Below are 12,913 nucleotides of genomic sequence, written 5' to 3'. Positions count from 1 at the left end.
GTCGGTTGCGGCAGCCTTGAGCAGGGGGGTCGCCTCGTCCGTGACATGAAGGAAGATGCCGTTCAAATAATAGCGCGTCTCTTCCGTCGAGATAGCGAAACGCGTCTTGTCGATGATCTGGCGAAGCGTCGCGGCCGGGAGCTCGAAGCTGTGCGGCAACTCGCCCTCGGCAATGACCGGGAAGTCGTCGCGAGGGAGGGTGGAGAGATTGAATCGCGCGCGGCCGGCATTGACCTGCATCTTGCCGTTGGCGGCGCTGAGCTCGACCTGCGCGCCTTCGGGGAGCTTGCGGGCAATGTCGAACAGAGTGTGGGCGGAGACGGTGGTTGCGCCAGGCTGGGTGACGTTGGCCTCGACCGTCTCGTTGATCTGAAGATCGAGATCGGTCGCCATCAGACGGATGCCGCCCTCCTCGGTCGCTTCAAGAAGAACGTTGGACAGGATGGGGATCGTGTTTCTGCGCTCCACCACGGATTGAACGTGGCTCAGGCTCCTCAGCAGCGTAGCCCGTTCGATCGTCGCCTTCATTTCATCCCCCGAAGTGGTACTTTGGGGAGGTTGTAGAGCGGCTCAGTTGGACTCGCTAGGGGGTTGTCCGGGCGCACGAAAAAAGGGCCGGAGCAACTGCTCCGACCCTCCTTCTTGCCCGAATCGGAAGACCGATCAGCAATCTTAGAAGCGGAAACCGACGCCCGCGACGACCTGATGACGATCCAAATCGATGTCCGTCTCGAAATCCTCGTCGTCGCTGAAATCGAGGCTGTTATAGTTCGAGTAGCGATACTCGATCTTGCCGTATGCGTTGGGCCCGAACAGCTGCTCGATGCCGGCGCCGAGGCGGAAACCGTCGACATTGGTGTCGAACTCGAAATCGTCACCGCCGCCAGCGAAATTGGCTTCGATGCTGGTGTTGGTGTAGCCGGCCTTGCCGTAGACCAGGGTGGACGGAGCCGCGCGGAAGCCGATGCGGCCGCCGACGTAGAGATCGCGCCCGACCTCGAAGCTGGACGTGAAGTTCACGCCGTCGACGGTTTCGCTGGAATCCTGCTCGCCGGTGGATTCCATGAACTCGCCCTCGACACCGGCGACCACGCCGCCAAGATCGAAGTCATAGCCGACGCCTACGCCGAAGCCGATGCCGTCGACCGACTCATCGCCTTCATCGTCGTTGGTGTCTGCGCCATCGTCATCGCGGTCGCCCGAGCGCAGCGAGTCGTAGCCGGCGAGGCCTTCGACGCGCAGTCCGGTGAACGGCGAAGCTTCGCCCGCGGTCTGAGCGAAAGCGGGGGTGGCGACGGTGCCGGCGAGAAGTGCAGCCAGCATAATCTTACGCATTCAAATTCTCCTTTGTGGTCCCAAACAGGAACGGCGGGCCCAGCGCGCGGCGATCGGCTAAGTTTCATGAACCTGAGATAAACGAAGCATCCTGTTGCCCAAAGGCAACATGGAGGTTGCTATAGGTTGATGCGCTCACTGGGGCGGAGACTTGACAGGGTGCCGTCTATTCAAGGTTGCTGCGGTGCAACGACCTTCAGCGGCAAAGAAGAAGGGCCGGGAGTCGGGCAGCTTGGCCACCCGACTCCCGGCCCCGATCGAACCGAAATCAGTTCGGGAGCGGATTAGAAGCGGATGCCCACGCCCGCGACGAACTGGTGACGATCGAGGTCGATCTCGCCGAAATCAAAATTATCGTCGCCGTAGCTGCCATAATTGGAGTAGCGATACTCGACCTTGCCATAGGCGTTGGTGCCGAACAGGAATTCCGCGCCGGCGCCCAGACGATAGCCGTCCACCTCGCCGCTGCCGCCAAGATCCTCATCCGCGTCGGAGAGGTTGGCGTCCAGCCTGAGATTGGTGTAGCCGCCCTTGGCGTAGAGCAGCGTGCTCGGCGTGACGGTGAAGCCAATACGGCCGCCGACATAGAGGTCGCGGCCGGTGTCCAGGCCCGCTTCGAAATCCTCGTCCTCGAAATCGAAGTTGCCCGTGGAATCGGTATACTCGGCCTCGGCGCCGATCACCACGCCACCGGCGTCAAAATCGAAGCCAACTCCGATGCCGTACATCAGGCCTTCGAGCGAGTCATCGCCGCCGATATCGTCAACATCGTCGTCGGCCGAGAAACCGAGCGAGTCATAGCCGAGCAGGCCCTCGACGCGAGCGCCGGTGAACGGGCCCGGTTCCGCCGACTGGGCAAGAGCGGGTGAGGCCACGGTGCCGGCAAGCAGAGCAGCGAGAATGTACTTACGCATTTGATAACCCCCATTATGTTGAGCTTCGTTTGAACGATCCGTTCGAAGCACGCTTTCGCGAGACTTTCATGAACACAAATTAAACGGCCACACTGCGTTGCGTCGAAGTCACAGCCGCCAGGAAGCACCTTTTCATGAAGCTCGCGCGCTTTTCTGTTTTGTTTCTGATGCTTGGTCAGCCTGTTGCCGCGGAGCGACAGTCGATCGGGATTTTCGGCCAATGGGGCGCGTTTCGCGAGCGACAGCCTCCACGCTGCTTCGCGATCGCGCAGCCGGTTCGTGGACCGCGGCCGGAAGGCTGGCAGCCCTTTGCCTCCATCTCCTACTGGCCGCAGCGCCGGGTGGCGGCGCAGGTTCATTTCCGGATGAGCAGGCAAAAGCGCCAGGGCTCCGCGATTCTGCTCCGCATTGACGACCGCACGTTTCAACTGGCCGGTGGAGGCGTCAACGCCTGGGCGCCGGACAGCCGGGCAGATGGAGAGATCGTTCGCGCTCTTCGGATGGGAGTGGGAATGAGCATCGAAACCCGCTCGATCCGCGGTACCCTGGTGCGGGATTATTACCAGCTGCGAGGGGCGGCCACGGCGATCGACGCGGCCGCAATCGATTGCGCGCAGCGCAGGTGAGCCGGCGCTTCTTCATCGCCCGCCATGGCGAGACGGTCTTCAACGCGGCGGCGCGAATACAAGGCGAGACCACACACACGCCACTGACCCGCGCCGGCTTCGCGCAGGCGGAGGCGATCGGGGAGGTCCTTTTCGCTGAGCTGGGACATCGGCCGGTCCTGGAGCTGTGGGCTTCCGACAGCGGCCGGGCGCTGCAGACCCTTGCGATCATCGGCGAGCGGCTCGGTCTCGACTGGCGCGACGTCCGTGCCGATCCGAGGTTGAGAGAGATCGACATGGGCAGCTGGGGTGGCCGCTACTACGCGGATGTGAGGGCCGAGGCTGGACGGATTTCCGATGCCGCAACAGCGCTCTTCACCCGGCGCGCGCCGGGCGGTGAATGGTTCGACGAGATCGCGGCACGGCTGAACATGTGGATCGACGAGCATGGGCGGAGCAGCGGGGACAAGCTGATCATCACGCATGGCGTCACGTCCCGAGTGTTGCGAGGCTTGCTGGGCGGAGCCCCACCGCGGCCGGAGTGCGGTGCGCCGGTTGCCGACCGTCTGCCGCAGGGCTCGATCGTTAGGATCGAGGGCAGCTGTGAGACCGTGTTGTTCCGCGGCCGGGGCGCCGCGCCGGGCTGAGGTGGAAAAATGCGGGATTGTCGCTACATGGGCCACATATGACAGCCGTGATGACCATCCCCGGGCATATCGACCCGGTTCCAGTTCCGCGCCCCGCGTTCGAGGGCGAGGACAAGCGGGTCGATTTAGTTGGCCTGTCGCGCGACGCGATCCGCGTAGCCCTGGAGGAAGCCGGCCTGGACGCGCGTCAGGCGAAGCTGCGCGCAAAGCAGATCTGGCACCAGATCTACAATCGCGGCGCGACCTCGTTCGACGCGATGAGCGACATCGCCAAGCCGCAGCGCGCCTGGTTCGGGGAGCGCTTCAAGATCGCACGCCCGGACGTCGTGGTGCACCAGGTTTCGAACGACGGCACGCGCAAGTGGCTGCTGAAGACCGACGACGGCCATGATTTCGAGATGGTCTTCATCCCCGACGCGGACCGCGGCACGCTCTGCGTGTCGAGCCAGGTCGGCTGCACGCTCAATTGCCGCTTCTGCCATACCGGGACGATGCGGCTGGTCCGCAACCTCTCGGCCGGGGAGATTGTCGGGCAGGTGATGCTTGCACGCGACACGCTCGGCGAATGGCCGTCGCAGCCGGAGGGGCGCCTGCTTTCCAACATCGTGATGATGGGCATGGGCGAGCCGCTCTACAATTTCGACAATGTGCGTGATGCGCTCCGGATCGTGATGGATGGGGACGGGCTGGCCTTGTCCAAGCGGCGCATCACGCTTTCCACGTCCGGCGTGGTGCCGATGATGGCGCGGGCGGGCGAGGAGATCGGGGTCAATCTCGCGGTCTCGCTGCACGCGGTGACCAAGGAAGTCCGCGACGAGATCGTGCCGCTGAACCGCAAGTACGGGATCGAGGAACTGCTGGAGGCATGCGCGGCTTATCCGGGCGCCAACAATGCGCGCCGCATCACCTTCGAATATGTGATGCTGAAGGACAAAAATGACTCCGACGAGGACGCCCGCGAGCTTGTTCGCCTGATCCGCAAGTACAAGCTGCCGGCCAAGGTGAACCTCATCCCGTTCAATCCCTGGCCGGGCGCGGCATACGAATGCTCTTCCGAGGAGCGGGTGCAGCGCTTTTCCGACATCATCTTCGACGGCGGCATCTCCGCGCCCGTCCGCCGCCCGCGCGGGCGCGACATCATGGCGGCCTGCGGGCAGCTCAAGTCGGCGGCGGAGAAGAAGAGCCGCGCGGAACTGGATCGGCTTGCCGAGGAAAAGCAGGCCGCGCTCGCCTGAACCTGCTTGTGGCGGGGAGGGGCGACGCTATAGCCGGTCGTTTCGAGTTCCAGAACAGGCGTGATGGCGACGCAGGCGAGCCCCGATCCCGAAGCATTGGAAGAGCTTGGGATGCGCGCTCGCATCGAGCGGTTCGACTGGGCGGCAACCGCGCTTGGCGCTCGGGAACGCTGGCCGGCCCCGCTGCGATCGTTAACGCAGCTGGTGCTCGATAGCGCGGCGCCGATGGCCATTTATTGGGGGCCGGACCTCCACCTCATCTACAATGACGCCTGGTCGCCGTTCCTCGGCCAGCGTCACCCGGACGCGCTCGGCCAGCCGGCAAGGCGGGTCTGGCCGGAGTTATGGGACCTGGTTGGCGAGCAATTCGCTGAAGTTCTTCGCACCGGTCGGTCGCTCTCCTTCAAGCGTCAATTGCTCAAGATGACGCGCCGCGGCCACGAAGAAGAGACCTATTTCAACTACGACTTCACCCCGGTGCGGGACGATCATGGGCGCGTCGCCGGTGTTCTCAATATCGCCGACGAGGTAACGGCCGGAGTGCTCGCGGAGCAGCGGCTCTCCTTCCAGGTCGCTGTGGCCGATCGGCTGCGCGGTCTCACGGAACCAACCGAAGTGAAAGCGGCCGCGACGGAGATGCTCGGCCGGTATCTCAAAGCGGACAGGGTGGGCTACGCCGAAGTCGATGAGGGCGCTGATCTTGTTCTGATCCGTCGTGACTGGGTCCGGCACCCGGATGTCGGTTCGCTGCAGGGTCGAACCGCAAAGCTTTCGGAGCTTCCATCCGAGGCGATCGAGTATTTGCGGACCGGTGAGGTCCTTGCGCTTCCCGACGTCCTCGATTTCGCGTCCGGCAGCAGCGCGGCGGACGCGAACCTCGGAGAGAAGCTCGCCGTGCGGGCCGTGATCACGGTGCCTTTGATTCGTCATGCGCAGATTAGAGCCATGCTGTTCGTGCACGGACGACAGCCTCGCGCCTGGACGCGCGCCGAAGCGGCGATGGCGCGCGACGTCGCGGAGCGCAGTTGGGCCGCGCTCGAGCGGTCGCAGGCCGAACGATCGCTGCGGGCAAGCGAAGAACATTATCGTCAGACGGTGGAACTCAACCCCCAGGTGACCTGGACATCGCTTCCCGACGGGCAGCTCAATCAGGTTTCGCAGCGTTGGCATGACTGGACTGGGACCAGCGGACTTGGCGACAGCTGGGCGAGTGGACTGCACCCGGACGATCGCGAGCCTACTTTCGAGGCCTGGGGCCGATCTGTTGGCACCGGCGAGCCCTACGACATCGAGCATCGAGTCAAGATGCTGTCCGGGGAATTCCGCTGGGCGCGCTCCCGTGCGTTTCCGCGCCGCGATGCAAGCGGGGCGATCACGCTTTGGTACGGCACCACCGAAGACATTCACGAGCGCAAGCTGGGCGAAGAGCGGCAGCGGCTGCTGGTTAACGAGCTCAATCACCGGGTCAAGAACACGCTGGCGACCGTGCAGGCCATCGCCTTCCAGACGTTGAAGGGCGATATGCCGCTGGCGGAGGCGCGGGCGCGGTTCGAGGCGCGGCTGCTCGCGCTCTCCCGTGCCCATAACCTGCTCACGGACTGTAACTGGGAGGGCGCGACCCTCGCCAAGGTCGTGGCCGATAGCCTGGCGCACCTTGCCGATCCGCAGCGTATCCGGGCCGAAGGTTCGCGCGTCTGGCTCGCCCCCAGAGCTGCGCTGGCGCTCGCACTTGCGCTTCACGAACTCAGCACCAATGCCGCAAAATATGGCGCACTCTCGGGTGAACGGGGCGGCGTGCTGATCCGCTGGGAGGAGCAGGGCGACCTCTTGCGCCTGATCTGGAAGGAGTCGGACGGCCCGTCAGTACCCGAACCGTCGGCCCGCGGCTTCGGCTCCCGCCTGATCGAGCGTGGGCTCGCAGCCGATCTCGGCGGAACGGCGCGGTTGTTGTTCGAACCGGACGGCGTTCGCTGCATCATCGAGGCCTCTCTGGACGCCGCCCGGCAGGCCGAACCCAGCCATGACTGACCGTCCCCTGCGCGTCCTGATTGTAGAGGACGAGATGCTGGTGGCGATGAACATCGAAGACATGCTGCTGGACCTGGGTCACGAAGTGGCCGGGCTGGCCGGGCGTCTCGCGCCCGCTTTGTCCCTGGCGAGTGAGGCGGAACTCGACCTTGCCATGCTCGACGTGAACCTCGCCGGCGAGCAAAGCTTCCCGGTCGCCGACATCCTGATCGGCCGCGGCATCCCGTTCCTGTTCGCCACCGGTTACGGGATCAAGGGCATTCCCGAGGCCTATCGCGACCGTCCGGTGTTGCAGAAGCCGTTCCGAGCGCAGGATCTCGGAGAAGCCCTGGCCCGGATCGCAGTCAGCCCATCCCCCTGAAACGTGCGAAGCCGGAGAGCGGCTCGCGCTCGGTCCTGAACCGGTTGATCGGGTGCTCCCGATCCGGGTAGCCAAGGGCGAGGCCGCAATAAAGGATGCGATCGGGCGGGAGTTCGAGAAACTCCGAAACGGTAGCGTGCGCCGCGGCCCAGCTTTCCTGAGCGCAGGTGCCAAGGCCGCGTTCCTCGGCAAGCAGCATGATGGTCTGGATGAACATCCCGAGATGAGCCCATTGTGGCCGGTCGAAGCCGCGGTCGATCGAGAAGAACAGGCCGACCGGAGCTCCGAACAGCTCGTAATTCCTCAGGAATTGCGACCAGCGCGCCGGCTTGTCCTCGCGTCCGACCCCGATCGCGGCATAGAGCGCCTCGCCTCCGGCGCGCCGGCGCGCAGCATGGGTTTCGTCGAGCTCGGGCGGATAGACGTGGAACTCCGTCTGATCGAGCCCCTGGCTGAGCCGATCGCGGACGCGTCGGCGAAGCTCCTCCAGCGCGTTGCCGGCCAGCACGTCCACATGCCAGGGCTGGAGGTTGCCGCCGGAAGGGGCGCGGGAAGCGATCTCCAGGATCGCTTCGATATCAGCGCGGCCGACCGGACGAGGTAAAAAGGCGCGGACGGAATGGCGCTGTCGCACCGCTTGGCTGACCGAGAGCATGGCCACATCCTAATCGGCCGCGCCAGCGGACGCACGGGCTTATCAGGCGCTGGCTGTCCGCACCGGCTGCCGTACCTGCGCGGGCGCGAGCAGGGCAGCGAGCATGTAGGCGATCATCAGGGGCGCGAGCGGGATGCCCTTCTGGTTGAGCGCGACCGTTGCGACCGGCACGACGAAAGCGAGCACCGCTCCGATCGGGCTCAGCGCCCAGCCTGCATCCGGCCGTGCCCGCTGCAGCAGGACCAGCGAGGCGATGCTGACCGCCGTCATGTCATAAGTAAAGGCGTAGGGCAGGACCAGGAAGGTGGCGCAGGCCGCGGCCAGTCCTGCTCGGCGCGGGTCGGCGGGCATGAAGAACAGGAGCGCGGCCGCGGCGGCGATCGCCGCGATGATCTGCACCGGCCAGACGATCGCCGCCGGCAGGCCGGCCAGGAACAGGGGAGGGGCCACGGTCGGCATCATGGACACGAAGAACTGGTTGACGTCGTCCACCATTGCAGCCTGCAGCCCGATTGTCTTGGTCAGGTAATTGACCCAGGGCTGCACCCCGAACAGGAGCAGCGACAGTGCAACCAGTCCTGCGACGGTGAGCGCTGCCGTCGCGAATGCCGTCCAGGCGCGGCGGCGGATCAGCAGCAGCGGCATCAGGATCGCGAGGTGCGGCTTCACTATCATAAGCCCAATCAGCAGCCCGGCTGTGCGCGGCCGGCTGTCAAGCAAGTGCCACGCGCCAAGCCACAGCGCGCCGATCAGGAATCCGTAATGGCCGGCCCAGACATTCATCAGCGCCGCTGGCGCCAGCAAGGCGAGCCACGCGGGAAGACCCGCTTCGCGCAGATAAGGACGCGCCGCGACCAGGAACGCGGCGCCGGTCAGGCCCGTCCAGAGCAGATAAGCGAGGAAATAGGGCAGCAGCCCGAACAGCCACACGTAGAGGAACGAGACGGGACCGTAGGAATAATTGTGCCCGCTCACCGCACCGTCGAACAAACTCACTTGATAGGCTTGGTAGGCCTGGAGATCGTAGATTGCCGACAGCCGACCGTCGAGGATGAGATGCCCGCCCGTGAACACGTTGGCGAAGTCGCGGCCGAGCACTGTCGATGGCGCAACGCTGAGATCGGAGTTCCGAAGCGCAGTCGACCAGTCGATCCCTAGGAAAATCATGGCCAAGTAGAGCGCGGCAATCCAGCCCAGCGCCACCAGCCGGTTGGCACGTGCATAAGCGAGCAACGCTGTAACCTGGGCGTCGAGAGCTTGAAGGCGCATCATGCCGGACTAGGGCAGATTGGTTAACGCCTGCTTTCTCGCTTTGCGCTCCGCCCTTGATTGTTCGCGCCGGGGGCGGGAGAGGCAGCGCATCCAACAAAGGCCGAACCGCTGCCGAAGACCGAGCCCGAACAGACCGAAGCGTCGCGCCCGTTCTGGGCGCATCCGGCGCTTCTGGCCGCCCTGGTCTTCGCGGCCGCGATCCCGTTGCTGTGGCCGGAGACGCCGCCGCTGATCGACTTGCCCGGGCATATCGGCCGCTACCGGATCCAGCTCGCGATCAGCGAATCCGAGTCGCTGGCCCGCTTCTACGGCTTCGATTGGGCGCTGATCGGCAATCTCGGCGTGGACATCCTGATCGAGCCGCTCGCGCGCATCTTCGGGCTCGAGCCGGCGGTGAAGCTGATCGTGACCGCGATCCCGATGCTGACAGTGGCGGGGCTGCTGCTGGTCGCCCGCGAAATCCATGGCCAGGTTCCGCCGACCGCGTTCTTCGCGCTGCCGCTCGCGTACAGCTATCCTTTTCAGTTCGGCTTCGTGAACTTCGCCCTGTCGATGGCGCTTGCCCTGCTCGCCTTCTATTGGTGGCTGCGGCTCGGGCGATCCGGCCGGATCGGCTTGCGCGCGGCGCTGTTCGTACCGCTCTCCTGCATGGTGTGGCTGTGCCATGTCTTCGGCTGGGGCCTGCTCGGGCTGCTGGCTTTTGCCGGCGAGGCGGCGGACGAGCGCGATCGGCGCGGTGCGGGCCGGCTGCTCGCTTTCTTCCGCGGCGCCCTGCATTGTTGGCCGCTCGCGCCGCCGTTCCTGCTGATGCTGCTCTGGCGCAGCGGCGACGTCGCGGGCGTTACGGCCGATTGGTTCAACTGGAACGTCAAAGGACAGTGGCTGATCGGCATCCTGCGCGAGCGCTGGATCAACTGGGACATGTTCGGCGCGGTCGTGCTGCTCGTGTTGCCCCTGCTCGCCATCCTGCAGGCCGGCTTCCGCATGCGCCGCCTGGCCGTGCTCGCGACCTTGTTCATGCTCGCCATCTTCGTGCTCATGCCTCGCATCCTGATCGGATCGGCCTATGCGGACATGCGCCTTGCCCCGTTCATGGTGGCGGTCGCGGTGATCGGGCTTCGTCCGAAGGGCTGGGTGGAGCGGCACCTGTCGCGCGCGCTGGCAGTCGCCGGCTTGCTCTTCTTCGCCGTGCGCCTCGGCGTGACGACGCACACCTTCGCCGCAATCGACCAAGTCTGGCGCGGCCAACTCGCCGCGCTCGAATACGTCGCGCCGGGCTCTCGCGTGCTCGTGCAGGCTGTCGTTCCTTGCTCTTTGAGCTGGCGCAGCGATCGAGTCGAACATCTTGGCGGCTTCGCGACCGCACGGCGGGACGCGTTCGCCAACGATCAGTGGGCCATGGCGGGCGCGCAGCTGGTTAGCGTCCGCTACCGCGCCGGCGCGCCGTTCGTGGCCGATCCGTCGCAGATGCTGCGGCCGTCGAAATGCCGCGATTTCGGCGAGACAACGCTGCCGCGGACGCTCGCCCGCCTGCCGGCCGGTGCCTTCGATTATCTCTGGTTCATCGAGCTGGAGCGCGCCCGCTGGCCCCGGGACCCGCGTCTTGTGCCGGTCTGGAACGGCGGCGAGCGCGGCATCCTCTACCGGTTGGCGGGCTCCGCCACGAGCGCGAGCGAGACGCCGAACGGGAGCGACGCGCGCCCGAGGAGATGACGTTCGGCGCCGAACAAGCCCCGCAACAGACGGTTCACGGGGCGAGGCGGAATGGCGTCGTCCCCACCTTCCCGCCGCAGCAGCCGCCCGGCGATCCGCGCCGCCGCGATCAGCGGGAACAGCACGGTGTTGAAATGGCTGCGGTAGCGTACCCGGAAGCCCGCCGCCTGGAATACGTCGGTCAGCGTCTTGGCGGTGTAGCGGCGCTGATGATGGTGGGCGAGATCGTGGGCGCTCCACATCCAAGGTGCGGCCGGCACCGTGACGATCAGCCGTCCGTCCGGCGCAAGCTTCGAGCGCAGCGCCGCCAGCGTCGCCTCGTCGTCCGGAATATGCTCGAGCACGTCGAGCAGCACGATCAGATCGTAGGCGCTGTCCTCCAGCTTGACGCCGTCGGGAAGCAGCCCGCCCTTGACGGGCACACCGCTCCGGGAGGTGGCGAGCGCGCGGGCGGGATCGTCCGGCTCGATCGCGTCGACATCGCCGTAGCGCTGCAGCAGAGCGAGGTTCGAGCCGGTCCCGCAGCCCACCTCCAGGATGCGCAGCCGCCGGCCGAGCTTGGCCTGGCGTTCGATCAGGCTGGCGATGATGTCGCGGCGGGCGGCGAACCACCAATGCTCGTTGTCGATCTCCGCCATGCGGTCGAATACGGCGCGGTCCATCAATCCTCCTCGGGCATGCCGATGCGGCAGCGGACAACATAGATGGGGCGCTGCTTGGCCTCGATCAGGATGCGGCCGATATATTCGCCGAGCACACCCAGCGAGATGAGCTGGACGCCGCCCAGGAACAGCACCGCGACCATCAGAGAGGGGTAGCCCGCGACATCGACGCCGAACAGCACGGTGTTGACCACCACGAATATGGCATAAACGAGCGAGACCAACGCGATCACCACGCCGACATAGCTCCAGATGCGCAAAGGGGCGGTGGAAGTGGAGGTGATCCCGTCCAGCGCCAGCGTCCACAGCTTCCAGTAATTGAACTTGGTCGTCCCGACTTCGCGTGGCACCCGATCATATTCCACCGCCGTCTGGCGAAAGCCGCCCCAGGCGAACATGCCCTTCATGAAGCGGTTGCGCTCAGGCATGCGGCGGATGGTGTCGACCACCTTGCGATCCAGCAGGCGGAAGTCGCCGGCATGTTCGGGAATTTTGTCTGAGGCGAGCCAATTGTGCGCGCGGTAGTAAAGATCGGCGGTAAGCCGCTTGGGCAGGCTGTCCGACTTGCGGTTGCGCCTGACCCCGTAGACCACCTCATGGCCGTCCCGCCACCGCTCCAGCATCTCGCCGATCACCTCGGGCGGGTCCTGAAGATCGACGTCGAGCGGCACCACCGCGGCCCCGCGCGCATGGTCGAGACCGGCCGAGAGCGCGGCTTCCTTGCCGAAATTGCGCGACAGCGACACGGCTTTCACGCGGGCGTCCCGGGCATGGGCGAACTGCACCGCAGCCAGGGTCGAATCGGTGCTGCCGTCGTCGACGAACAGGATTTCCCAGGTCGACTCCCGCCCGGGCGCGGGAAGCAGCCGGTCCAGCAAGGGCGCGAGCCGCTCCACCAAGGGCGCGATCCCGTCCTCCTCGTCCTTGACGGGCACGATCACGGACAGCACGGGCCGGGCGGCGTTCACGTCCGCATTCTCGCCACGACTTTGCAGGGGAAAGGCAGCCAATTCGTTCACTTGAACACCCATCGGCGATTGAGAGCGAAGACCACGAGCGGCGTCACGCCAAGCACGAGCGGGTAGGGCGCCCAGAGCGGCAGTTCCAGCTGGCGGACAAGCAACCATACCCAAAGCTGGTTGAGGCCGAAGCTGACCAGCGACACCACAACGAAGCGCCCCCCGGTCCGTGCGAAATTGTCGCGCCGGCCATGGCCGCGAAAGCTCCAGCGGCTGTGGACCACATATCCGACCAGCACGGCGGCGATGAAGCCAGCCGTCCAGGCGAGGTTCGGGTCCATGCCGCGCGCCGCTAGCACCCAGTAAACGCCGATGTTGACGATGCTGGCGAGCCCGCCGGTCAACGCATAGCGGACCAGCTGGCCCAGCAGCTCGGAATGACGATCGGCAAGAAGAGGCGGATTGAGAGGCAATGCTTAGCTTGTCCTTTAGGCCCAACCGACTAATGCCACAGAAAGGGGTTGAGA

Annotated in this window: 14 protein-coding genes; 6 read left to right on the top strand and 8 right to left on the bottom strand. The window is 65.4% G+C overall.

The genetic code is table 11. The features are described 5' to 3' along the window. The 3 genes from dnaN to VF631_RS14415 all read right to left on the bottom strand — a co-directional run. On the bottom strand, positions 1 to 528 hold a 528-nt coding region (gene dnaN / locus VF631_RS14425), incomplete at its 3' end, for a DNA polymerase III subunit beta (RefSeq protein ID WP_431851017.1). 144 nt (positions 529 to 672) lie between these two features. Then, positions 673 to 1,335 carry an outer membrane protein gene (locus tag VF631_RS14420; protein ID WP_431851016.1) on the bottom strand — a complete coding sequence of 221 codons (663 nt, stop codon included), beginning with the start codon at positions 1,333 to 1,335 and terminating at the stop codon, positions 673 to 675. A gap of 284 nt (positions 1,336 to 1,619) precedes the next feature. Further along, positions 1,620 to 2,249, bottom strand: coding sequence for an outer membrane protein (locus tag VF631_RS14415; protein WP_431851015.1), 630 nt, complete (start codon positions 2,247 to 2,249; stop codon positions 1,620 to 1,622). 167 nt (positions 2,250 to 2,416) lie between these two features. Between VF631_RS14415 and VF631_RS14410 the strand changes: the two genes are divergently transcribed. The 5 genes from VF631_RS14410 to VF631_RS14390 all read left to right on the top strand — a co-directional run bounded on the left by VF631_RS14410 (position 2,417) and on the right by VF631_RS14390 (position 7,125). Further along, the gene (locus VF631_RS14410; RefSeq protein ID WP_431851014.1) at positions 2,417 to 2,875 is read left to right on the top strand and encodes a hypothetical protein; all 459 of its coding nucleotides are present in this window, start codon (positions 2,417 to 2,419) and stop codon (positions 2,873 to 2,875) included. Next, complete coding sequence (locus VF631_RS14405; protein ID WP_431851013.1) at positions 2,872 to 3,501, top strand: histidine phosphatase family protein; 630 nt, start codon at positions 2,872 to 2,874, stop codon at positions 3,499 to 3,501. Before VF631_RS14410 ends, VF631_RS14405 begins: the two co-directional genes overlap by 4 nt. Before the next feature lie 38 nt (positions 3,502 to 3,539). After that, positions 3,540 to 4,736, top strand: coding sequence for a 23S rRNA (adenine(2503)-C(2))-methyltransferase RlmN (gene rlmN / locus VF631_RS14400; protein WP_431851012.1), 1,197 nt, complete (start codon positions 3,540 to 3,542; stop codon positions 4,734 to 4,736). 63 nt (positions 4,737 to 4,799) lie between these two features. After that, positions 4,800 to 6,764, top strand: coding sequence for an HWE histidine kinase domain-containing protein (locus tag VF631_RS14395; RefSeq protein ID WP_431851011.1), 1,965 nt, complete (start codon positions 4,800 to 4,802; stop codon positions 6,762 to 6,764). Further along, entirely contained in the window at positions 6,757 to 7,125 is a 369-nt protein-coding gene (locus tag VF631_RS14390) for a response regulator (RefSeq protein ID WP_431851010.1), read from the top strand. Before VF631_RS14395 ends, VF631_RS14390 begins: the two co-directional genes overlap by 8 nt. Here VF631_RS14390 and VF631_RS14385 read toward each other — a convergent pair. Together VF631_RS14385 and VF631_RS14380 are read right to left on the bottom strand one after the other, a co-directional pair. Continuing rightward, positions 7,109 to 7,780: a nitroreductase gene (locus tag VF631_RS14385; RefSeq protein ID WP_431851009.1), complete on the bottom strand. Its 672-nt coding sequence runs from the start codon at positions 7,778 to 7,780 to the stop codon at positions 7,109 to 7,111. The two genes, VF631_RS14390 and VF631_RS14385, sit on opposite strands and share 17 nt — an antisense overlap. 42 nt (positions 7,781 to 7,822) lie before the next feature. After that, positions 7,823 to 9,052, bottom strand: coding sequence for a glycosyltransferase family 87 protein (locus VF631_RS14380; RefSeq protein WP_431851008.1), 1,230 nt, complete (start codon positions 9,050 to 9,052; stop codon positions 7,823 to 7,825). Positions 9,053 to 9,109: 57 nt separating this feature from the next. Here VF631_RS14380 and VF631_RS14375 point away from each other — a divergent pair, with 57 nt between their 5' ends. Beyond that, entirely contained in the window at positions 9,110 to 10,765 is a 1,656-nt protein-coding gene (locus tag VF631_RS14375; protein WP_431851007.1) for a hypothetical protein, read from the top strand. Here the strand turns inward: VF631_RS14375 and VF631_RS14370 are convergent. Genes VF631_RS14370 through VF631_RS14360 form a run of 3 tightly spaced genes read right to left on the bottom strand, consistent with a single transcriptional unit; the run spans position 10,693 to position 12,859 of the window. Beyond that, positions 10,693 to 11,427, bottom strand: a complete 735-nt coding sequence (locus tag VF631_RS14370; protein ID WP_431851006.1) for a class I SAM-dependent methyltransferase — start codon at positions 11,425 to 11,427, stop codon at positions 10,693 to 10,695. The two genes, VF631_RS14375 and VF631_RS14370, sit on opposite strands and share 73 nt — an antisense overlap. Further along, on the bottom strand, positions 11,427 to 12,446 hold the full coding sequence (locus VF631_RS14365) for a glycosyltransferase family 2 protein (RefSeq protein ID WP_431851005.1): 1,020 nt from the start codon (positions 12,444 to 12,446) through the stop codon (positions 11,427 to 11,429). The genes VF631_RS14370 and VF631_RS14365 overlap by 1 nt, the downstream gene beginning before the upstream one ends. Then, entirely contained in the window at positions 12,443 to 12,859 is a 417-nt protein-coding gene (locus VF631_RS14360) for a GtrA family protein (RefSeq protein ID WP_431851004.1), read from the bottom strand. The genes VF631_RS14365 and VF631_RS14360 overlap by 4 nt, the downstream gene beginning before the upstream one ends. Positions 12,860 to 12,913 lie beyond the last annotated feature (54 nt).

The sequence above is a fragment of the Allosphingosinicella sp. genome (assembly GCF_036387615.1).
Classification (GTDB): domain Bacteria; phylum Pseudomonadota; class Alphaproteobacteria; order Sphingomonadales; family Sphingomonadaceae; genus Allosphingosinicella.
Note: the sequence above shows the minus strand (reverse complement) of the source record. Positions and strands in the feature narration are given on the sequence as shown.